This is a genomic window from Micromonospora sp. NPDC048040, assembly GCF_055587185.1.
Genome location: NZ_JBVJGT010000027.1, coordinates 1 through 21,287 on the forward strand (window position 1 = coordinate 1; position 21,287 = coordinate 21,287).

At 71.3% G+C, this 21,287-nt stretch carries 11 protein-coding genes and 2 CRISPR repeat arrays; of the genes, 8 read left to right on the top strand and 3 right to left on the bottom strand.

Annotation, left to right across the window (positions count from 1 at the left end; genetic code table 11):
• The 3 genes from cas1e to ACZ6O2_RS23105 all read left to right on the top strand — a co-directional run.
• The coding region (gene cas1e / locus ACZ6O2_RS23095) for a type I-E CRISPR-associated endonuclease Cas1e (protein ID WP_466024221.1) at positions 1–826 on the top strand (826 nt) is incomplete at its 5' end.
• Between the two features lie 10 nt (positions 827–836).
• Entirely contained in the window at positions 837–1,169 is a 333-nt protein-coding gene (cas2e, locus tag ACZ6O2_RS23100; protein WP_466024222.1) for a type I-E CRISPR-associated endoribonuclease Cas2e, read from the top strand.
• 1,488 nt (positions 1,170–2,657) lie between these two features.
• Positions 2,658–3,047: a hypothetical protein gene (locus tag ACZ6O2_RS23105; protein WP_466024223.1), complete on the top strand. Its 390-nt coding sequence runs from the start codon at positions 2,658–2,660 to the stop codon at positions 3,045–3,047.
• Positions 3,048–3,283: 236 nt separating this feature from the next.
• Here the strand turns inward: ACZ6O2_RS23105 and ACZ6O2_RS23110 are convergent, their stop codons facing one another.
• The gene (locus ACZ6O2_RS23110) at positions 3,284–3,490 is read right to left on the bottom strand and encodes a hypothetical protein (protein WP_466024224.1); all 207 of its coding nucleotides are present in this window, start codon (positions 3,488–3,490) and stop codon (positions 3,284–3,286) included.
• Between the two features lies 1 nt (position 3,491).
• Positions 3,492–4,435: a CRISPR direct-repeat array (repeat unit 28 nt; unit sequence GGACCACCCCCGCGTGCGCGGGGAGCAG).
• Between the two features lie 94 nt (positions 4,436–4,529).
• Positions 4,530–10,858: direct repeats of the CRISPR family, unit length 28 nt; unit sequence GGACCACCCCCGCGTGCGCGGGGAGCAG.
• 841 nt (positions 10,859–11,699) lie between these two features.
• The gene (locus ACZ6O2_RS23115) at positions 11,700–13,796 is read right to left on the bottom strand and encodes an HsdM family class I SAM-dependent methyltransferase (protein ID WP_466024225.1); all 2,097 of its coding nucleotides are present in this window, start codon (positions 13,794–13,796) and stop codon (positions 11,700–11,702) included.
• 96 nt (positions 13,797–13,892) lie between these two features.
• Here ACZ6O2_RS23115 and ACZ6O2_RS23120 point away from each other — a divergent pair, with 96 nt between their 5' ends.
• Together ACZ6O2_RS23120 and ACZ6O2_RS23125 are read left to right on the top strand one after the other, a co-directional pair.
• A complete protein-coding gene (locus ACZ6O2_RS23120) occupies positions 13,893–14,063 on the top strand; it encodes a hypothetical protein (RefSeq protein WP_466024226.1) in 171 nt (56 codons plus the stop codon).
• A 46-nt stretch (positions 14,064–14,109) separates the two neighbouring features.
• Positions 14,110–14,814, top strand: a complete 705-nt coding sequence (locus tag ACZ6O2_RS23125; RefSeq protein WP_466024227.1) for a hypothetical protein — start codon at positions 14,110–14,112, stop codon at positions 14,812–14,814.
• Here ACZ6O2_RS23125 and ACZ6O2_RS23130 read toward each other — a convergent pair.
• Positions 14,756–16,054 (bottom strand): protein kinase domain-containing protein, encoded by a 1,299-nt coding sequence (locus ACZ6O2_RS23130; RefSeq protein WP_466024228.1) that lies wholly within the window; start codon positions 16,052–16,054, stop codon positions 14,756–14,758. The genes ACZ6O2_RS23125 and ACZ6O2_RS23130 overlap by 59 nt on opposite strands.
• A 263-nt stretch (positions 16,055–16,317) precedes the next feature.
• Here ACZ6O2_RS23130 and ACZ6O2_RS23135 point away from each other — a divergent pair, with 263 nt between their 5' ends.
• The 3 genes from ACZ6O2_RS23135 to cas3 are packed head-to-tail and all read left to right on the top strand — an operon-like array spanning position 16,318 to position 21,265.
• Positions 16,318–18,420: a UvrD-helicase domain-containing protein gene (locus ACZ6O2_RS23135; RefSeq protein WP_466024229.1), complete on the top strand. Its 2,103-nt coding sequence runs from the start codon at positions 16,318–16,320 to the stop codon at positions 18,418–18,420.
• Positions 18,417–18,983, top strand: a complete 567-nt coding sequence (locus ACZ6O2_RS23140; RefSeq protein WP_466024230.1) for a CRISPR-associated endonuclease Cas3'' — start codon at positions 18,417–18,419, stop codon at positions 18,981–18,983. Before ACZ6O2_RS23135 ends, ACZ6O2_RS23140 begins: the two co-directional genes overlap by 4 nt.
• The gene (gene cas3 / locus ACZ6O2_RS23145) at positions 18,920–21,265 is read left to right on the top strand and encodes a CRISPR-associated helicase Cas3' (RefSeq protein ID WP_466024231.1); all 2,346 of its coding nucleotides are present in this window, start codon (positions 18,920–18,922) and stop codon (positions 21,263–21,265) included. The genes ACZ6O2_RS23140 and cas3 overlap by 64 nt, the downstream gene beginning before the upstream one ends.
• Positions 21,266–21,287: the final 22 nt, after the last annotated feature.

Genomic DNA, 21,287 nt, shown 5'->3' on the forward strand with positions numbered 1-21,287 from the left:
CCGCCGAGTACGAGGCGCTACACGCGATGACCCAGCCGGTCACCGCACCCCTGAAAACCAGCTAACCAACTCTCCATCAAACCCGGGGCTTGACACCACCCTGGCCCGACACGGCACCACCGTCGTCTGCGTCGGCTCCGGCGTCGTCCGCTGCTACGCCGGGATCACGCCCACATCCCTGACCACCAACTGGCTTGAGAAGCAGGCCCGATGCTGGGCCGACGACAACAGCCGGCTGCAGGTGGCGGTACGTATGTACGAACACCGCTTCGGCGAGTCCGTACCCGAAGGCACCACACTGGCCCAGCTCCGCGGCAAGGAGGGCCAACGCATGAAGACGCTCTACCGGCTGCTCGCACAGAAATACCGAACCGGCAAATTCCGTCGCAACTACGACCCCGACGCCTGGGACACCCAGGACCCCGTCAACCTGGCACTGTCAGCCGCCAGCACCTGTCTATACGGTGTGGTTCACGCCGTCATCCTCGCCTTGGGCTGCTCACCGGCGCTCGGCTTCGTACACAGCGGCACCCAACACGCCTTCGTCTACGACGTCGCCGACCTCTACAAAGCAAAGGTCACCGTGCCGCTCGCCTTCTCCATGAGCACCTCCGCGCAACCCGAACGCGACGTACGCCGAAAGTTACGGGACGAGTTCCGGCTGCTGAAGCTGATGCCGACAATCGTCACCGACATCCAACGCCTGCTCGACCCCGACAGCACACCCAAACAGCGGCAACCCACAGCCGAGATCACCTCCCTCTGGGACCCGGAGATGGGCGCCATGCCGTCCGGTGTCAACTACGGCACAGACCCCTGGGACTGACATGGCTTCCATGGTCGTCCTCGCCACCACCGCCGTACCCGACCATCTGCGAGGCGCGCTCAGCCGCTGGATGATCGAGGTCACCCCGGGCATGTTCGTTGGCACCCTCTCGGCCAAGGTCCGCGACGAACTATGGAACGCCGCGAGCGCGGTCGTCGGTGACGGTGCCGCCGTCCTCATCCACCCAGACGACACCGAGCAAGGCTTCTCTCTACGGACCGCAGGGGAACGCAGACGCCGCCCGATCGACTTCGACGGCCTTACTTTGGTGGCAATGAGCCCCATGGAGCACCCAGACGCTGCCACCCCCACCCCCGAGACCATCTGGCCAGAGGGCTGGTAAAACCGCAGGTCGCGAAGTGTCCTTCCCACGCACGTGGGGGTGCTCCGACGTCACCGCCCATTGGCGTAACCGGGACGGCGTCCTCCCCACGCACGTGGGGGTGCTCCGGCACCACCTTGGGGGAGGTGAGGGCCACATGAGTCCTCCCCACGCACGTGGGGGTGCTCCGATCAACGGGGACGCGACGAACGGAAAGCGGTTGTCCTCCCCACGCACGTGCGGGTGCTCCGGTGGCGGCCAGCTTGTCGGCGAACCGGAGGTAGTCCTCCCCACGCACATGGGGGTGCTCCGGATCGCCGGCGCCGGTGAGCGGCGAGCTGTGGGTCCTCCCCACGCACGTGGGGGTGCTCCGATCGGGTCCTTGTGCTCGTGCACGCGGACGAGGTCCTCCCCACGCACGTGGGGGTGCTCCGGACTACCTGTGGCTTTATAACCGGTGTGGGCTGTCCTCCCCACGCACGTGGGGGTGCTCCGAACGCGGTGATGCGGGCCAAGGGCCTGTTTGCGTCCTCCCCACGCACGTGGGGGTGCTCCGATGACCCCTCGGTTGGTAGTCGCCGTCGCAAGCATCCTTTCCACGCACGTGGGGGTGCTCCGGCGGCGGGCCTCGGTCCGCAACCTGGCCTTGAGTCCTCCCCACGCACGTGGGGGTGCTCCGCTGACCGGACGCGACCCGGCCGCCCGCGCCGCGTCCTCCCCACGCACGTGGGGGTGCTCCGACGGCTGGGGCGGCGAGCCGGGCGAGAACCTCGTCCTCCCCACGCACGTGGGGGTGCTCCGCCGGTCGGGGTCGACGACGCCCAGCTCGCCCAGTCCTCCCCACGCACGTGGGGGTGCTCCGGTGTGGGCGGACCGGTTCCTGGCCCGCCTCAAGTCCTCCCCACGCACGTGGGGGTGCACCGGCCAAGGCGCGGACCGCGCTACGCGGCGCAGCGTCCTCCCCACGCACGTGGGGGTGCTCCGACGTGCCAACCTGCGCGAGCCGCCTGGGGGGCCCCACGCACGTGGGGGTGCTCCGACGGCGAACGCGGACACGACGTGGGCGGTGTTGTCCTCCCCACGCACGTGGGGGTGCTCCGACCCGTTCGTGATGCTGACCGCGATCCAGGCCGTCCTCCCATGCACGTGGGGTGCTCCGCACGACCAGGGCGACCAGGGCCGGGCACTCCGGTGCCGGCGAGGTAGGTCAGGCAGGCGTGCCGCGCGTCGTACGGCCGGACGGCGCTGATGAGGCCAGCCCTGCGCCCTGGATCACCGCTTTGCTGATTGCCAAGGGCGTCTCGGCCGATGGCCTGCTGGATGGCGAGCGTCCATGTGCTGTGCTGCAGTAACCACGCGAGGTACCTCGCTGGAAGTAGAGACCGCCGGGTGATCGAGGCTGCGATCCTTAGACCCGGACGGCCGCGAGCTGCTCCGCGAGGCTGCGCAGGAGTTCGAGGAGCTGGGGCCACAGTTCTCGACCGGCCGCGCCCGTCGTGTGCAGTGGCTGTGCAGCCGAGCGTCTACTCCGGGCAGGGCGCCGACGAGTTCAACTGCTTCCAGCAGGGTGCCGAGAGCCGGGGCGAGACCGCCCTGGTGATCAGCCCGATCGGTGACCTCGAAGACAAGCCGCGCAGTGTCCTTTTCCAACACGATGGCTCCGTCCCTATCGGCCAGAGCTACACGAGCGTCAGCAGTCGGGCGATCGGCAAGGGTGCGCGGGTGCCGGCTGCCGAGGAGCTCGGTGACGCCGACGGCCAGCTCGCACTACGGATGTTGAACTGCAACCCGGCACCTCTGTGGCGCAGTCTGTCGCTCAGCGGAGCGACGCTTGAGTCGTACAACGGGCGCGTCCAGCATCCCGCCGAAGGGCACTCTGGTGCCGATCTTGGAGACTGAGCTCGGTGAGCCGGTCGTGGCGGCAGGGATCTCACCGGATGGTGTCGAGCGGCGTTACGTCGTGCCCGTTGAGACGCCGTGGCCACTTCCCCCGCAGTGGCTGCGGGAGCAGGCGCTGCCGGAGTTCGTCCCAGGCGCGATGCGTCGGGCGAGGCGTCAGTTCGCGACCGACCAGACCTTTTTGACCCGCCGTGAACGTGATGTGCAAACGGCGCTGACCGAATTTTTGAGGCGGACTACGTCACTCGCCGACACGCGCGCTGGAGCGCGATCTCGAGGAAGCCGAAACTGGGGCATCGACGGTCCGCGAGGGTCTGCTCTACGGCACCGGCAAGCAGCTCGTCGATGCCGTCCGCGCGGTACTGGAGTCGGCCGGAGTCGATGTCGTTGACCTCGACGATGAGCTCGGCGGCACCAAGAACGCTGATGGCCGACGCCGGCATGGGACCACCCCCGCGTGCGCGGGGAGCAGACCTGTAGGTGGTCGTCGTCCTGCACCGTCGCGGGACCACCCCCGCGTGCGCGGGGAGCAGACACCCTGCTCGACCGGGTCCTCAGCCCCTACCGGACCACCCCCGCGTGCGCGGGGAGCAGGTGGTGTGGGGTCTGCCGTACGACGGCATGGACGGACCATCCCCGCGTGCGCGGGGAGCAGACCTGATCCACCTCCAGGTCTGCGAACGTCTGGGGACCACCCCCGCGTGCGCGGGGAGCAGTGCCCATAACCACGAAGCGGGACCTGCTCGCGGGGACCACCCCCGCGTGCGCGGGGAGCAGCATCCGCCCCAGCTTCGGGCCCCACGACGACAGGGACCACCCCCGCGTGCGCGGGGAGCAGAAGGGTGGGGTCCACGTGGGCCGCCCCTTCTCGGGACCACCCCCGCGTGCGCGGGGAGCAGTGCAGGCTGGGTCAGCGGAGCGGGGTCTCCGGGGGACCACCCCCGCGTGCGCGGGGAGCAGGACGATCCTGGCGGAGGACGCCGGCGAGGGTGCGGACCACCCCCGCGTGCGCGGGGAGCAGGCGTCAGTGGCGTCGACCGTGAGCCGCTGGAGCGGACCAGCCCCGCGTGCGCGGGGAGCAGTCGGCGATCAGCACCCGACCCCACTCGCGGCCCGGACCACCCCCGCGTGCGCGGGGAGCAGGGCGGCGCCGGCGTCCTCATCGCGGTGACCTACGGACCACCCCCGCGTGCGCGGGGAGCAGACCGGTCACCCGGTCGGTCGGACCCCGGCAGGGGGACCACCCCCGCGTACGCGGGGAGCAGGCGCGGCCCGGCCGGACCCGGATCGTGGTCGACGGACCACCCCCGCGTGCGCGGGGAGCAGCGGCCGCAGCGGTCGCAGGTGGTCTGTTCGTCGGGACCACCCCCGCGTGCGCGGGGAGCAACTCGTCGACGGCCAGGACGACGACACCCTCATCGGACCACCCCCGCGCGCGGCGGGGAGCAGGGGTCCACGTTGGTGAGCAGCGTCCACGGTTGTGGACCACCCCCGCGTGCGCGGGGAGCAGAAGGGGCCGGCTGGCCCGAACCCGACGTTGGCCGGACCACCCCCGCGACCCCCGCGTGCGCGGGGAGCAGTCTTGATGTCCTGCATACTGTTCGGGGCTAGCCTGGACCACCCCCGCGTGCGCGGGGAGCAGCCACCGAGACGATCGGTACGCACACCCGGCGAAGGACCACCCCCGCGTGCGCGGGGAGCAGAAGGTATACGGCGGGCTACAGACAGTGATCGACGGACCGCCCTCGCGTGCGCGGGGAGCAGGTCCGTACCGGCCAAGCCGGCCCCGGCCGCCGAGGACCACCCCCGCGTGCGCGGGGAGCAGCGCGGTGACGGCACCGACGCCCGGCCGAACCCGGGACCACCCCCGCGTGCGCGGGGAGCAGGTGCGCGAGCGCGGTCGAGCAGGGCCAGCCGTGGGACCACCCCCGCGTGCGCGGGGAGCAGCCCGCGGCGGTGATGGAGAACCGGACGCCCTGAGGACCACCCCCGCGTGCGCGGGGAGCAGCGATCCACGCAAGGGCCTCGTCCGCCCGGGTCAGGACCACCCCCGCGTGCGCGGGGAGCAGAGGAGCACCCCGGACCAGCCGCCCGCCGGTTGGGGACCACCCCCGCGTGCGCGGGGAGCAGCTTGAGGCGGAAGCCGACGTGTCCTTTATCGACGGACCACCCCCGCATGCGCGGGGAGCAGCCCCGTTCTGGGGCTGCCGCTTGGCGTTAGGCAGGACCACCCCCGCGTGCGCGGGGAGCAGCTCATGACCAGGGCGACGCGCTCTCGGCGTTCCGGACCACCCCCGCGTGCGCGGGGAGCAGGAAAGCAAGATCAACAGCGTCTACGCCGCGACCGGACCACCCCCGCGTGCGCGGGGAGCAGACGAAGTCAGACCCCAAGTTCGACATGCCGAAGGGACCACCCCCGCGTGCGCGGGGAGCAGATCGTGGTGCGGGGTTCCTGACCAGCAGCACAGGGACCACCCCCGCGTGCGCGGGGAGCAGTCAGCGACCCCAACTTGGTGCCGCTGGCCGCGCGGACCACCCCCGCGTGCGCGGGGAGCAGGGCGTGCGGGCCGTGACAGGTGCGGGGAAAGCAGGGACCACCCCCGCGTGCGCGGGGAGCAGCGATCGCCTGCCACACGGGGCCGATGCGGTCCAGGACCACCCCCGCGTGCGCGGGGAGCAGCGAGGGCCGCCGTCCTCCCCGAGCCACAGGGACGGACCACCCCCGCGTGCGCGGGGAGCAGCCTGCTCCGCACTAGCTGAGCGGAGCTATTCAGGGACCACCCCCGCGTGCGCGGGGAGCAGCTGTCCGCGCTGCGGAACCCGCCGGTGGCGCAGGGACCACCCCCGCGTGCGAGGGGAGCAGAGCATCGGCCGAACCGACCAGGTGGGCGCGACGGGACCACCCCCGCGTGCGCGGGGAGCAGTGCTGCCGGTACCGGCCCACCGTGCGGCCCGGCGGACCACCCCCGCGTGCGCGGGGAGCAGGCGACCACCACCGTGCCCAGCGCCACGATCCGCGGACCACCCCCGCGTGCGCGGGGAGCAGCGGCGGGGAAGACGGTGGGGCCGCCCGGGGGGAGGACCACCCCCGCGTGCGCGGGGAGCAGGGCTTGTTCTTGCTGCCACCGGCCTGCGACCACGGACCACCCCCGCGTGCGCGGGGAGCAGCGCGTTCCTCTACGAATACGGCCCGACCCGGAAGGACCACCCCCGCGTGCGCGGGGAGCAGGACTGGCGCGGCCAGCGCGAGGTCGGCACGTACGGACCACCCCCGCGTGCGCGGGGAGCAGTCCTCCTTCGCGACGCCCCACGGGGCGCGGTTGGGACCACCCCCGCGTGCGCGGGGAGCAGCTGCGGGAGCTGGCCCAGGGCCTTCGTGACCACGGACCACCCCCGCGTGCGCGGGGAGCAGGACAGCCATTCTGACAACAAGGGGAAGGCGCAAGGACCACCCCCGCGTGCGCGGGGAGCAGGGGAGAGGGACCGGGGGGACCACGCCAGAGAGCGGACCACCCCCGCGTGCGCGGGGAGCAGAGCCGCGCCGTCGGCTGTGCCGGCCCGAGGAACGGACCACCCCCGCGTGCGCGGGGAGCAGAGCGACTGATAGTTGATCGTGTCCAACAGGTCGGGACCACCCCCGCGTGCGCGGGGAGCAGATGCCGTCGCGTACCGCCGTGTAGTCGACGATGGGACCACCCCCGCGTGCGCGGGGAGCAGATGCCGTCGCGTACCGCCGTGTAGTCGACGATGGGACCACCCCCGCGTGCGCGGGGAGCAGCACTGCACGGCGATCGGCTCGGCCCGCAGCAGCGGACCACCCCCGCGTGCGCGGGGAGCAGTACCGGCGCCGTGTCGGAAGCCTTCCGGGCGTGGGACCACCCCCGCGTGCGCGGGGAGCAGTTCACGTCGATCCATGTCCGGTCCTGGTCGTAGGGACCACCCCCGCGTGCGCGGGGAGCAGGATGCCAATGACCGGCCGGACCGGGAGGAGCCGGGACCACCCCCGCGTGCGCGGGGAGCAGATCAGCTACACGGCCGGCCAGATCGGCGCACCGGGACCACCCCCGCGTGCGCGGGGAGCAGATCGAGCTACTCAGCGTCGATGAGTTCGATTCGGGACCACCCCCGCGTGCGCGGGGAGCAGATCTCCAGGCCCGCCCCGGAGAGGATGTCGGCGGGACCACCCCCGCGTGCGCGGGGAGCAGGGTCCCGACCGAAGGTCGAGCGGTCCTCGCAACGGACCACCCCCGCGTGCGCGGGGAGCAGAGCAGCGCCGGCGCGAGGTCGGCGGCGACCTGCGGACCACCCCCGCGTGCGCGGGGAGCAGTACGGCTGTGCGTTGAACTCCTGTGCCAGATCAGGACCACCCCCGCGTGCGCGGGGAGCAGCGTCCGGCGCTCCCGGCCCCGGAGGCAATCAACGGACCACCCCCGCGTGCGCGGGGAGCAGCTCAGGTAGGCGGGCGTGGTGGGCATAGGTGGGGGACCACCCCCGCGTGCGCGGGGAGCAGTACTGGCACGGCGCGTTCGGTCGGGTGCCGCGCGGACCACCCCCGCGTGCGCGGGGAGCAGGTTGCACCGCCACGCCCTCGTCGGCCACCGGCAGGACCACCCCCGCGTGCGCGGGGAGCAGTTCACGCCGGGCAGCGCCGCGACCTCGGCGGCCGGACCACCCCCGCGTGCGCGGGGAGCAGCGACATCGTCACGTGGGCCCGTCATGTGGCGGAGGACCACCCCCGCGTGCGCGGGGAGCAGCGCGCGTTCTCGGCGGTGAGCCGGCCGATCTCGGGACCACCCCCGCATGCGCGGGGAGCAGGCTATGTGGGCGGCGCTCGGCCAGGTGATCCCGGGACCACCCCCGCGTGCGCGGGGAGCAGGATGTCGGCGAGGTCGGGATGCTGGCGCAGCAGGGACCACCCCCGCGTGCGCGGGGAGCAGCTGTGGGGCGAGCCGGGCGACCCCGTCATCGACGGACCACCCCCGCGTGCGCGGGGAGCCGTGGAGATCGCCTCACCGATCTCCGGGGCATGCTGGACCACCCCCGCGTGCGCGGGGAGCAGGACCTGCTGGCGGCGCACCCGACGTGGGAGGACGGACCACCCCCGCGTGCGCGGGGAGCAGGTGGGGTTGTCGGGGGTGAACCGGTGGTCGGTGGGACCACCCCCGCGTGCGCGGGGAGCAGGCCATTGCACGCCACCAGTAGCCCCCAAGATCCGGACCACCCCCGCGTGCGCGGGGAGCAGGCCCCGTCCACGACCAGGCCGGCCCCGTCACGGGGACCACCCCCGCGTGCGCGGGGAGCAGCCGACCAGGCCGGCCGAGGTCCATGCGGCCGTCGGACCACCCCCGCGTGCGCGGGGAGCAGGTCGCCGACGGCAAGGCCGACCCGAGCAACGAGGGACCACCCCCGCGTGCGCGGGGAGCAGGCGCTCTGGGAGAAGAAAGTCCCAGGGTTCGGGGGACCACCCCCGCGTGCGCGGGGAGCAGCCGGAGGTACACGTCGCCGAGGGCGGAGGCGGCGGACCACCCCCGCGTGCGCGGGGAGCAGTTCGATGAGCGTCGTCAGGTCTTCCGCCACTTCGGACCACCCCCGCGTGCGCGGGGAGCAGGTCGGTCCCGTCAGGATGCCACGCCAGCCCGTCGGACCACCCCCGCGTGTGCGGGGAGCAGCACATCCGCCCGTACAAGACCGAGGAGACCTACGGACCACCCCCGCGTGCGCGGGGAGCAGATCAACGACACCGAGCACCGGCTTGCCCCCCCCCCCCCCCGCGGACCACCCCCGCGTGCGCGGGGAGCAGGGAGGCAGCGGGAAGACCACCACGGCGGTCCAGGGACCACCCCCGCGTGCGCGGGGAGCAGGCCGGCCAGCTCGCGGCGCGCGGCGTCGACCAGGGACCACCCCCGCGTGCGCGGGGAGCAGTCGCAGTCGCCGACCGTCGAGGCGCGCGGGTCGGGACCACCCCCGCGTGCGCGGGGAGCAGGGCAGAGCAGCTACTCCCCACGGCGGCGGCGCAGGACCACCCCGCGTGCGCGGGGAGCAGGATCTCCATCAGGGTGTCTCCGATCGTGCGATGGGACCACCCCCGCGTGCGCGGGGAGCAGTGCCTTCCTGATCTATCGGGTGTTGCGGATCGAGGACCACCCCCGCGTGCGCGGGGAGCAGCAGAACGGCAGGTGGACGACGGACCCGGCCGACGGACCACCCCCGCGTGCGCGGGGAGCAGTCCTCCGGCGGCTCGTGGACCATGTGGGCCTCGGGACCACCCCCGCGTGCGCGGGGAGCAGCCCCGACGCCGCCGTGCCGGTCTGGGTGGACCTGGACCACCCCCGCGTGCGCGGGGAGCAGCGTTCGTCCTCGCGGACCTCCCGGCCCTCGGCCGGACCACCCCCGCGTGCGCGGGGAGCAGGGCCGACAGCGGCCTGTCGGCGCTGGTGCTGGAGGACCACCCCCGCGTGCGCGGGGAGCAGGCGCGCCTGGTGGTCAATCAGGTTGTGCAGCACTGGACCACCCCCGCGTGCGCGGGGAGCAGCCTGGGCTCGCGTTCATGGCGGCGGGGCTCGTGGGACCACCCCCGCGTGCGCGGGGAGCAGGAGCACCGCGTGGGGACCCGAGGCCGGATCAGCGGGACCACCCCCGCGTGCGCGGGGAGCAGTACAGCTCGGCCAGTTCCCGCAGTGACGGCAGCGGACCACCCCCGCGTGCGCGGGGAGCAGCAAGGATGTCGACCCCGCGCCCGGGGACGAGCTGGGACCACCCCCGCGTGCGCGGGGAGCAGGGGGGTGGCGTGGGCGGGCGCAGGTGGTGTAACGGACCACCCCCGCGTGCGCGGGGAGCAGCTGGGTGGCACTGCGGTCCGGTCGACGGCACAGGGACCACCCCCGCGTGCGCGGGGAGCAGGTGCGGATGCGCTGGGTGAGTACGCCGTTGGTGGGACCACCCCCGCGTGCGCGGGGAGCAGACCCGGCTCGACGGGGCCGACGTCCCGACTCTGGGGACCACCCCCGCGTGCGCGGGGAGCAGGGCGGAGGCATTCCCTCTCGGAAGAACTCGCCAGGACCACCCCCGCGTGCGCGGGGAGCAGGAGGCGTCCGAGGAATTCCGCCAGGTCCTGGCGGGACCACCCCCGCGTGCGCGGGGAGCAGCCCCACTTCGCCCAACACTCCCCCACCGTCAGCGGACCACCCCCGCGTGCGCGGGGAGCAGGAGGGTGGTGGTCATGCGGCGGGCCTCCGGCTCGGACCACCCCCGCGTGCGCGGGGAGCAGAGGATGCGTCGACAATGCACCAGGCTAGCGGACGGACCACCCCCGCGTGCGCGGGGAGCAGAACGTCAGCGATGGCGCTCACTCCTCCGGCTCCGGACCACCCCCGCGTGCGCGGGGAGCAGACGATGCGGCAGCAATGCGCGCGATTCTGTCGAGGACCACCCCCGCGTGCGCGGGGAGCAGTCAACGACCTCCTCGACGATCTCGCCGATGGGGGGACCACCCCCGCGTGCGCGGGGAGCAGACTCCGGCCAGTCCTACTCGCAGACGACTCTGCGGACCACCCCCGCGTGCGCGGGGAGCAGGAAACAACCGTGAACAAGAAGCTGATCCTGGTGGGACCACCCCCGCGTGCGCGGGGAGCAGGTCCTGGAGGACGATCGCGTGGGCCGTCGGACCACCCCCGCGTGCGCGGGGAGCAGCGGACCTGCCAGGCCCGCACGGCCGTGTCGGTCGGACCACCCCCGCGTGCGCGGGGAGCAGGGTACACGCCGGCCCGAGATTCGATCGCGTGCAGGACCACCCCCGCGTGCGCGGGGAGCAGGCTTCGTGACCTGCGGTTCTGGAGATCAAGAGTGAGGATTTTGATCGGTTTGCTCGGCGAAGTGGGTGGCAGCGTGCGACTTTGGTGATAGCCATGTCGAAGGCATTCGCCGCCTCCTCTTGATCCGTTGATGCTCAGGATAGGGGATTGCATGGTCGGTCTGCAGTTGGCGCCAGCCGCCAATTCTGATGGCGGTGGGCTTACCCGCAAGCTGCGAATCTGCCGGTAAGCCGCTGCGGTGGGCGGCGGCCGGTTGAGAGCAGAGGGGATGGCAGGGACTGGCGCTACCGGCGGCTGCGCGCCAAGGCAGGATTCTCGTAGGCCCGATGTTCGTTGGCTCGGGCGGGGGAACCTGGCTGCCTGTGGAATCACGGGCCTGATGGCCGTTCCTGCTGGTGCCGGTCTGGTCAGCCAGGGTGCGGATGAGCTCGTTGTCGGCGAGCCGGCCCGCGAAGGCGACGACGCCCAACGCCTCGTCGACGACGGCGACACCGTGGAGTTTGTTAGGGCGACGGCCGCGGGCATCTTATGTCGGATCTGGCGGGCATCGACCGCAGCGGCCTCGACCAGGCTGGCGGGCCCGGACCGGATTGAGAGCGAGTCGCAGATGGTGTGCTGCCGTCGCCGTCCTGCTAGGGCACCTGGACCGACCTCGTCGACAGAGATCGGGAGTCTCGGTCGATCCACCGGGCCGGTGCCGACGCGATGGCGGACGCGCTGTCGACGAGGCCTGACATACCGCGATGTTGGAGCAGGGATGCTGCTTATGCCGTCCCGGAAGGCCTGGCAGCCAACCGCTGCCGGCGCGCAGAGCGCAGCACGGCTGCCCGACGTAATCCGGTCAGGACGTGACGGCCAGGATACCTGCGGTGAGGCCGTCGCTGATCTGGCGGGCCAGGGCGGCCCCGACCGCTGCGGCCTGGTCGAGTCCGGCGCGGAACTCGGCGATCCGGCGAAAGGCTTGTCCGTATTCCTGCTGCTGGTCCAGCGGCAGTACGGGGATGGTGAGTCGCCTGATGTCGATGCGTAGTGAGCCGCTGCCGGCGCTGGAGGCTCGGCCGGCGACGCGCAGGTTGTCCGTGCGGGACATGACGCCGGCGACGAACCACGGGTCGAAACGGGAAATGTCGACGCGCACCAACTGCACACCCGGCCCCAGTTCGGCTCCGACCTGCTCGGGAGTGGCTACCTGGGCGATGATCTCGCGGCCGATGACCGGGATGAGAATGTCGCCGGCCTGTATGCGTGGTCCGGGGTCGTCGCTCACGGCGCGGGCGGCAGTGCCGGTCGCCGGTCGACCGGTCAGAATGTCGGCGGAGGTTAGCACGGAACCATCGGCGGTCGCGCCGCTTGATCGGCTACGGGAAACCGCCCGGTGCACGGCTACGCTGCCGGCCCGGATCAGGTCGGCAACGTCGGCCTGGGGTGCCGTGCGTAGCGCTGCCGTCTGTGCCTCCCGTACGGAGGGGAGACCGCGCCGTACTTCGTCGACGAGTCGACCGAAGTCGCTGATTCTGGTGATGATGTGAGCCGGGTCGGCGGCGAGTTCGTTGGCCTGGGGAAGATGGCGCTGCGGCGTCAGGTCGACCTGATCGTCGAGTACTTCGATGGCGGGTATGGTGCGATGGACGCCGGGCGCTTCAGCGTTGTGGCCGGACAGGTAGGCACGCCACGCCGTCCCAACAATCTCGGGAAGCGTGAGGCCTTCTGTCGCGGTGGTGGTGTCGATGACCAGCAGGCCTCCGGCGAGTGACTGCTGGGGATCGGGCTGGGTGAGTACCCAGATGTGCAGGCCGATGCCGGTCGGCGGCATGAGGCCGGCGGGCAGGGCGATGACGGCACGCAGCGCTCCGTGGCGTACCAGTTCGGCGCGGATGCGGCGGCCGGCCGGGCGTAGCGCGGCGGCCGGGGGCATGAGTAGGACGGCGGTGCCGCCGGGGGCGAGGTGGGCCAGGGCGTGCTGCACCCAGGCGAGTTCGGGTTCGGTGCGTGGGGGCAGTCCGTATGTCCAGCGCGGGTCGTAGGCGAGGCGGTCGTGGCCCCAGTCGTGGATGCCGAATGGGAAGTTTGCTACGACGACGTCGGCCCGTAGGTCGGGCAAGGCGTCGGCGAGCAGACTGTCGCCGACGTGTACGGCGGGTGGAGCCGCCGGGTGCCCGGCGCGTTGGGCGCGTAGGTGCACGAACCAGAGGCGTAGCAGGGTGATCAGGGCGTACTGCGGGTTGATCTCCTGCGCGTAGCAGTGGGTCACGGCGCCCTGCTGTAGCGCCCGGTCGGCGGCCATGCGCAGGATCGATCCGGTGCCGCTGGTGAAGTCGAACGTGCGGGCGCCGGACCCGGCGAGAGTCAGCATCACCTCGGCGACGCTGTCCGGGGTGCCGGCGAGGCCGGACAGCGGGTGAGCCGAGGTCACGTACTGGCTGTGCAGGTACTCGAAGGCGGCCTCCGGGTCCTGTTCCCTGCTGAGTTGGTCGACCGTGCGCAGCATGGTGGTGAGTTGCGGAGTCCACCGCTTCGGCAGCAGGTTGGCGACCAATTCGGCGAGGCGGGGGTCGAGTACGCGCAGGTGGGTGACGAGCTGTGTCGGGGTGAGAAGGCCGCTGCCGGTGTCGGCGGTCTGACTGGAACGGGCGAGCAGGTAGGCGCCGGAGATGCCGAGGGCGTCGGTAATGTGGGCTGCGGGTTGGTAGCTCTCGATGTGTCGCCAGGCCCATTGCTCGGTGGTGGCTTGGTGCAGCTTGCCGTGTCGGCGTAGCCATCGCTCTATCTCACGTGCATCGAAGAACGGGCTGGTTGGAGTGCCGCCAACTGGTGTCGGGAAGTCGGCGTACCGACGACGCCAGTTGCTCACGGCGGCCCTGCCGACGTTGGCCAGTCGCGCGATGCCGCTGGCGGTCAGGGTTGCCTCGCCGATGGCCGCGCCTCGCTCTGTTGTCACGCGTGAACGCTACCATGCAGCCGGCGCTTGTGTACTCGGTTCACAAGCCGTACTCTCTTGGGAGTTCCGGTTCGCCAGCCCTCTTGAGGGGGATTCATGCCACGTCGTGGACACAGCACGACCATCGGGAAGATCGCCAAGTTCTACCAGGACCGTCGGGCCTCGGAGATCCGCGTGCTCGGCGAGCTGCTGCGCCGCGAGCAGCGCGTGACGTCCGGCCAGCGTCCGGACAGCCCCGAGCTGCGGCAGGTCGCAGCCACCTGCTGACCGGATTCGTCCTATCTCAACGACCGAAGGAGGACCATGAACACCATTGCTCGCACCTGCGCTGTCAACAACCTCGGCCACATCCTTTCCGCCGGTCGGGTACCTGCTCGCCGGCGCGCGGCGGTACGGCTCCGGCGTCAGTGACACCATCGCTCCGGAGGTATTCGCGCGAGTGCGCCTTGACCCCATGCTGGGGGCTGCCATCGCGGACGCCTACATTGCCGCGCCGATCCGGGACGAGCGGGCCTATGCGGCCTATGCGGCGTTCTGCCAGGAGACCGTACGGCAGTACCACTTCCTGGTGGGCCGGGTCGAGTTCGGTGGCCTTGGTCTGGCGGTGCGGATCGTCGACGAGGATCCGTACGCGAACGTCGAGTCCATGGTCGACGATGTGCGGCAGCGCCGGCTGAAGGTGTGGGCCAGCGAGGCGAGCGGTAACCCGCACCCGTATCTCAGTGACGGTGAGAACGACATGTTCCGTGCGGTGCACGATGCGTTCGGGCACGCGGCCAGCGGCCGTGGGTTCGACCGTCACGGCGAGGAGGCGGCCTGGCTGAAACACAGCCTGATGTACTCGCCGCTCGCGCGGCGTGCCCTGACAACCGAGACGCGTGGGCAGAATTGCGCGCGGATCTTCCACTGCGAGGTTGGCCGGTTCCCGGAGCAGAAGGCGGTGCTGTTGCCCTGGTCGTTCAGCGATCCGCGTTCGGTACGTATCGAGGGGGCCGATGTGCGGTGTGTTCCTTGCTGAGGTCCTCGATCTCCTGCCGCAGGTCCAGCACGGCTGGGTGCTCGGGCCCATCCGTCCGGATCCGGTCCCGCAGCAGCGCGTTGAGCTGGCGGAGCGCGCGGTCGTGCTCGCCGAGCGGCATGTGGGCACGGGCGGCGCGCAGTCGGAGGTCGAACACCAGCGGGTGGTCATCGCCGTGCCGCTGCGCGTGATAGTCGGCGAGCCGTCGCCATGTGCGGGCGGCGGCGCGAAACTTGCCGGCTGCATAGGATTGCTCCGCCTGCCTCGCGGCCTGTTCCACATCGAGGTCTGCGTGTCGGGCCTGCGGTGGTGTAACGGTGTGGCGGGTCGGCTGCGGTACCCGCCCGACGATCGCGGCGTACTTCTGTACGGCGCCGACGCGGTCGGGGACCACTCCAGGCAATGGTGTCCGGTCCTGGGCGAGCGGAGCCAGTGCGGTGTACACCTCGCTGGCGTCGGCCGGCCGGTCCTGTAGGTGGAATGCCAGCAGCGAGTGAACCAGGTCATCGAGTGCTGTCGGGATCTCTGGGCGTAGTGCGCCGGGACGGGGCGGCGGGTCGTCCAACTGGCGCCGCAGCGAGGTCACGGTGGTGTCGCCGTCGAATGGCGTATGGGCGGTGAGCAGATCGAACAGCGTGGCGCCCAGGCCGTATAGGTCGGTGCGGTGATCGGTGGGCTCGCCGAGGATCTGCTCAGGCGCCATGTAGCCGACCGTGCCGAGGCTCTGTCCGCTCTGGGTGATCCGCGAGTAGCGGTCGTCGTCGCGTATGACGGCCAAGCCGAAGTCCAAGACCTTCACCGCGCCGCTCGCGTCCAGCATGATGTTGCTCGGCTTGATGTCTCTGTGTACCAGGCCGACCTGCCTGGCGGAGATCAGAACGCTGCTGATCTGTGCCCCGATGGCTGCCACCCACCCGATCGGGATCGGGTCATGCTCTGCGATCAGGTCCGAGAGCGTGATTCCGTCGATCTTTTGCAGGACGACGTAGGGGCGGCCGTCGTGCTGGTCAAGATCGTAGACCGCGGGCACTCCAGGGTGATCAAGTCGGGCGGTCAGCAACGCTTCGCGTCGGAACCGGCGTAGCAGATCCACATCCAAAGCCGCAGCGTTGACGAACTTTACTATGACGTCGCGATCGAGCGCCGTGTCTCGCGCCGTCCAAACCTCGCCCATCCCATTGTGGGCCAATGGGTAACGGCTCAGGATGTACCGATCCTTGAGGCGCTTGTCCGCCAGCACGAGGCTCAGTTTAGCCGCCAACGCCCACTGTGGCCCGCATGCCTGGTGGTGCGCGGCGCCCGTGTCGGTGAACTGACAGCACGGGCAAATGCCTTGCAAACACGCTTCACAGACTGGTTCAATGTCGATCAATCGCAGGGCAAGCTCTGGCTGAGCTGTCCTTCGCCTCGCACGGTCCAGGGCTGGTCGTGCTGCCCGTGCTTGTCGCGGTGCCAGCTGTGGCGCCTTGGTCTGTCTCAGGCACCAACGACGGGGGGGATGGTATGGCCGAGTTGGCCATCGACCGGGGGTTTCTGCCCGCCTACGCCAGGCTGGAGCGCCGGGTACAGCGCGCCGTCGATGCAGCGATCGGCAAGTTTGCCGAGCACACTCACGCGGGCCTGCACCTCGAGAAGCTGACCGGGGCTCGGGATCCGAACATCCGCACCATCCGCATCGACCAGTTCTATCGAGGGGTTGTGCTCTCCCTCGGAGGGCAGAGGTACGCGCTGCTCAACGTCATGCCGCACGACGACGCCGTCGCCTTCGCGGTGAGCCGGCGGTTCACCGTCAACCAGGCGCTCGGCGTCCTCGAAATGCGCGATCAGGCAGGCATCGAGGAGTTCGCCTCCACCGCGCCTTCGCAACTGCCCACCGCCGGGCTGTTCGACGGCGTGTCCAACGCCGACTTCGGTCGGCTCGGTGTGGACCCGGACCTGGTGCCGCTGCTGCGGCTGATCAGCACAGACGAGCAGCTGGAAAGCCTTGGCCGGCGGCTGCCCGAGGTGCAGCTCGACGTTCTGCGTGGCCTAGCCAGCGGGCTGCCCGTCGAGGATGTCTGGGCCGAGGTAGCCAACCGGATCGTGTCGGGTGTCGACACCGATGACCTCCTGACCGCAGCTCGTCGTACGCCAGAGCGGATCGCCTTTGTCTCCGGCCCTGTGGAGTTGTCGGCCATCCTCGCCCACCCCTTCGACGTGTGGCGCACCTTCCTGCACCCGACCCAACGCGACGTTGCCTACCGGGAGGTCTACAGCGGTCCGGCGCTGGTGACCGGCAGCGCCGGCACCGGGAAGACCGTTACCGGCCTACACAGGGCGGTCTTCCTCGCGCAGGGGCTGCCGGACGACGGCTCGAAGGTGCTGCTGACGACGTTCACCCGCGCGCTCGCCGAGGCACTCGGCAAACAGCTGTACCGACTCACCGCCGATCCGAAGGTACGGGCACACGTCGACGTGGTCAGTGTCGACAAGCTGGCGTACGAGATCGTTGCGCGCGGCGGAAGGGTCGCGGTCGCTGAGGACGATGTCACGGACCGGCTGTGGGAGCAGGCCGCGAAGGCCGGGCCGACGTACGTGAACCGAGCCGGCCGGGTGACCAGCTTCAGCGCCGCCTTCCTCAAGCGCGAGTGGGAGCAGGTGGTGCTCGCACAGCAGGTGACCAGCCTGGAGGAGTACCGCGACGCCCCGCGTAGGGGCCGCGGTGAAGGGCTGCGCGCCGCCCAACGGGATCAGGCGTGGACCGCGATCGAAGGCGTCGCGCGCGAGCTGGCGAAGCGGCGCCTGCGTACCCATACCCAGCTCGCCGACGGCGCGGCCGCGATCGCGCGCCAGTCACCCGCCCCGTACCGGCACGTCGTCGTCGACGAGGGGCAGGACCTGCACCCGGCACAATGGCGGCTGCTGCGCGCCCTCGTCGCACCCGGGCCGAACGACATGTTCCTGCTGGCCGACCCGTACCAGCGCATCTACGACAACCACGTGTCGCTCGCCCAACTCGGCATCGGGGTGCGCGGCCGGACCCGCCGGCTCACCGTCAACTACCGCACCACCCACGAGATCCTGGACCTGTCGGTCAAGGTCCTTAACGGCGACGCCGCTCTCGGCCTCGACGGCGAGAACGACACACTGCGCGGCTACCGCTCGATTACCCGCGGCGGCGCGCCCGTCGTCGCCGCGCACGGCAGCCGCGACGGCGAGTTCGAGGCGCTGATCGAGCAGGTGGGAACCTGGCTGGACCAGGGAGTGGAGCCCCACGCGGTCGGTGTCGCCGCCCGCACCGGGCAACTCGTCAAGACCATCAGCAAGACGTTGAGCGACGCCTACATTCCCGTCGCCGACGACAAGCGGGGCGTCGACGGGGTGCGGGTCGCCACCATGCACCGCATGAAGGGACTGGAGTTCCAGTGCCTCGCGGTCGCCGGACTGGACGCGGGCGTGCTGCCCGCACCGAACGCGGTGACGTCCGCGGCGGAGGACCCACACGCCCACATGCAGGACCTGCAGCGTGAGCGCTGCCTGCTGTTCGTCGCGCTGACCCGCGCCCGCGACGTGCTCTACCTGTCGCACAGCGGAGCGCCCAGCCCTCTGCTGCCGGGGGCACGATGAGCACCCGCATCGTCGCCGGCGGCCCGAAGCTAGGCGACGCGGCCCGCTCGGTGTGGGGCAAGACCGACCGCAGAGGTCTGTCGCCGGTGGGCTGGCTGCCTCTGTGGCGACACCTGGCCGACTCCGCCGACGTGGCCGGCCGACTGTGGGATCACTGGCTGAGCCCAGCCGTGCGCCGCCGCATTGCCGACGAACTGCCCGCTGGTGACGCGGACGCCCGCACGCTGGCCGTCTGGTTGGCCGGCGTGCACGACATCGGCAAGGCCACGCCCGCCTTCGCCTGCCAGGCGTACGCGTTGGCGGAGCGCATGCGCGACCGCGGGCTCGGCTACGACCGAGAGCTGATCCGCGCCGACCGCCGCTACGCCCCGCACGCCACCGCCGGGCAACTTGTGCTGGCCGACTGGCTGAACGAGCAGGGCTGGACCAACCCGCACCCGTACACAGTCGTCGTCGGCGGCACCACGGGGTACCGCCGACCGACGAGGGCCTCCGCGACGTGCAGGTCCGCCCACACCTGCGCGGTGACCAGGCGTGGCAGCAAGTGCAGCAGGAGTTGCTGACCTGGATGACCGAGCGGTCGGGGGCAGCTGACCGGCTCATCGAGTGGAACGAAGCGCCGCTGTCACAGCCGGCCCAGGCCGCCCTCACCGGCCTCGTCATCGTCGCCGACTGGATCGCCAGCAACGAGGAATTCTTCCCGTACACGCTCGACAGCGCGGACGCCGATCGGCTGCTGGCCGGTTGGGAGCTGCTGGACCTACCCGTACCGTGGCATCCGGCCGCGCCGCCGGCGAGCGTGGACGCGCTGTTCGCGGCACGGTTCGAGCTACCCGCCGGCGCGGTGCCACGCACGGTGCAGCGCACCGTCGCCGAACTCGCCGCGACCATGCCCGTGCCCGGGATGATGATCGTCGAGGCGGCGATGGGGGAGGGCAAGACCGAGGCGGCGCTGGCGGCGGTGGAGATCTTGGCCCGCCGCACCGGGGCGTCCGGCTGCTACCTCGCCCTACCCACCCGGGCCACCAGCGACGCCATGTTCGGTCGGATGTTGTCCTGGCTGCTCCGGTTGCCCGACGCGCAGGTCGGTCGGGGTGACCGCGACGTGCGGCTGGCTCACGGCAAGGCGGCGCTCAACCCCGAGTACGACCGGCTGCAAACGACGTCGCTGCCCAGTGGCATCGCCGAGGATGCGGGCGGCACCGACGTCGGCGTACACGCCTGGCTAGCCGGGTCGAAGCGAACGCTACTGTCCAGCTTCGTTGTCGGCACCATCGACCAGCTGCTGTTCGCGGCGCTACGCAGCAAACACCTGGTGCTGCGCCACCTCGGTCTGGCCGGCAAGGTCGTCGTCATCGACGAAGCGCACGCCTACGACGTCTACATGGGTCGATTCCTGGACCGGGCGTTGGAGTGGCTCGGGGCGTACGGCGTGCCGGTCGTCGTGCTCTCCGCGACGCTGCCGGCGCACCGCCGGGCTGAGCTGATGGAGGCGTACGACCGCGGCCGGCTCGGACCGCCGCCCCCGCTCACCTGGCGTGATCGGGGTAAGCCGAGGGCCGACCACCACGCGGCGCTGCGCACCGACCTGCGATACCCGCTGGTGACCGCATCGGAAGCGGGGCGTGGTGGCACCGCGACCACCTGCGCAGACTCCGGCCGCAGCATCACCGTGCAGCTGCGACGCCTGGACGATGACCTGCCCACCCTGGTCGAGCTGCTGCACGGGCAGCTCGCGGACGGCGGCTGCGCACTCGTCGTACGGAACACGGTCGCGAGGGTCCAGCAGACGGCGGCGGAGCTACGGGCGGCACTCGGGCCGGACACTCCAGTGTCGGTGGCGCATTCCCGGTTCATGGCCGTCGACCGTGCCGCGAAGGACCGCTGGCTGCGCGACACGTTCGGGCCGCCCGGTAGGGGCAGCCGCCCACAGCGGCACGTCGTGGTGGCCAGCCAGGTTGCAGAGCAGTCCCTCGACATCGATTTCGACCTGTTGGTCACCGACCTGGCCCCGGTTGACCTGGTGCTGCAGCGCATCGGCCGGCTGCACCGCCACCCGCGCGGCGACCGTCCCGCCCGGCTCGCTGTGCCCACGTGCTACATCACCGGCGCCGACTGGACGCGACCCCAGGAGCCGCCGCAGCCGGTCACCGGTTCACGTCGCGTCTACCAGCCCGCCACGCTGCTGCGCAGCGCCGCCGTTCTGCTGCCGTACCTCGACGGCGCGTCCCTGCGGCTGCCGGCGGACATCGCGTCGCTCACCCAGTCCGCGTACGGCGGTGCCGCAGTCGGCCCGGCGTCGTGGCAGCCTGTGATGGTCGAGGCGGAGGCGCGACTGCGGGACGACATCGTCGCCAAGGAGCTCAAGGCCAACGGCTTCTGCTTGGCTGAGGTCGCGGAGCGTGGCGTCCCGCTGATCGGGTGGCTCTCCGGCGGTGTTGGTGACGCGGACGAGCACACGGCTCGGGGCCACGTCCGCGACACCGACGGCGAGTCACTTGAGGTCCTGCTGTTGGTACGGACACCGAACGGCCTGGTTCTCCCGCCATGGATCGACGGTGGCGGGATCGCGGTGTCGACCGGCAGTGTCCCGCGTTGGCCACTGCCGCGGCAGATCGCGCGCTGCACCCTGCCGCTGCCACGCGCGATGACCGCCGCAGACGTCATCGACGAGGTCATCGCCGAACTGGAGCGGCGCACCGACGCCACCGCATGGCAGGACAGCCACTGGCTGGCCGGCGAGCTCGTGCTCGACATCGACGCGGACGGACGGGCCACCGTGGCCGGCTTCGACTTGCACTACGACCCGGACGAAGGCCTGCGCGTCATCCGCGCCGATGCCTGAATTCACTTCGACCACAAAGGAG

Excerpts from the sequence above, each read along its gene's own strand:
- cas2e (WP_466024222.1), top strand. The coding sequence starts at position 837 with ATGGTCGTCCTCGCCACCACCGCCGTACCCGACCATCTGCGAGGCGCG.
- ACZ6O2_RS23110 (WP_466024224.1), bottom strand. The coding sequence starts at position 3,490 with ATGCCGGCGTCGGCCATCAGCGTTCTTGGTGCCGCCGAGCTCATCGTC.
- ACZ6O2_RS23120 (WP_466024226.1), top strand. The coding sequence starts at position 13,893 with ATGCCACGTCGTGGACACAGCACGACCATCGGGAAGATCGCCAAGTTC.
- ACZ6O2_RS23135 (WP_466024229.1), top strand. The coding sequence starts at position 16,318 with ATGGCCGAGTTGGCCATCGACCGGGGGTTTCTGCCCGCCTACGCCAGG.
- ACZ6O2_RS23140 (WP_466024230.1), top strand. The coding sequence starts at position 18,417 with ATGAGCACCCGCATCGTCGCCGGCGGCCCGAAGCTAGGCGACGCGGCC.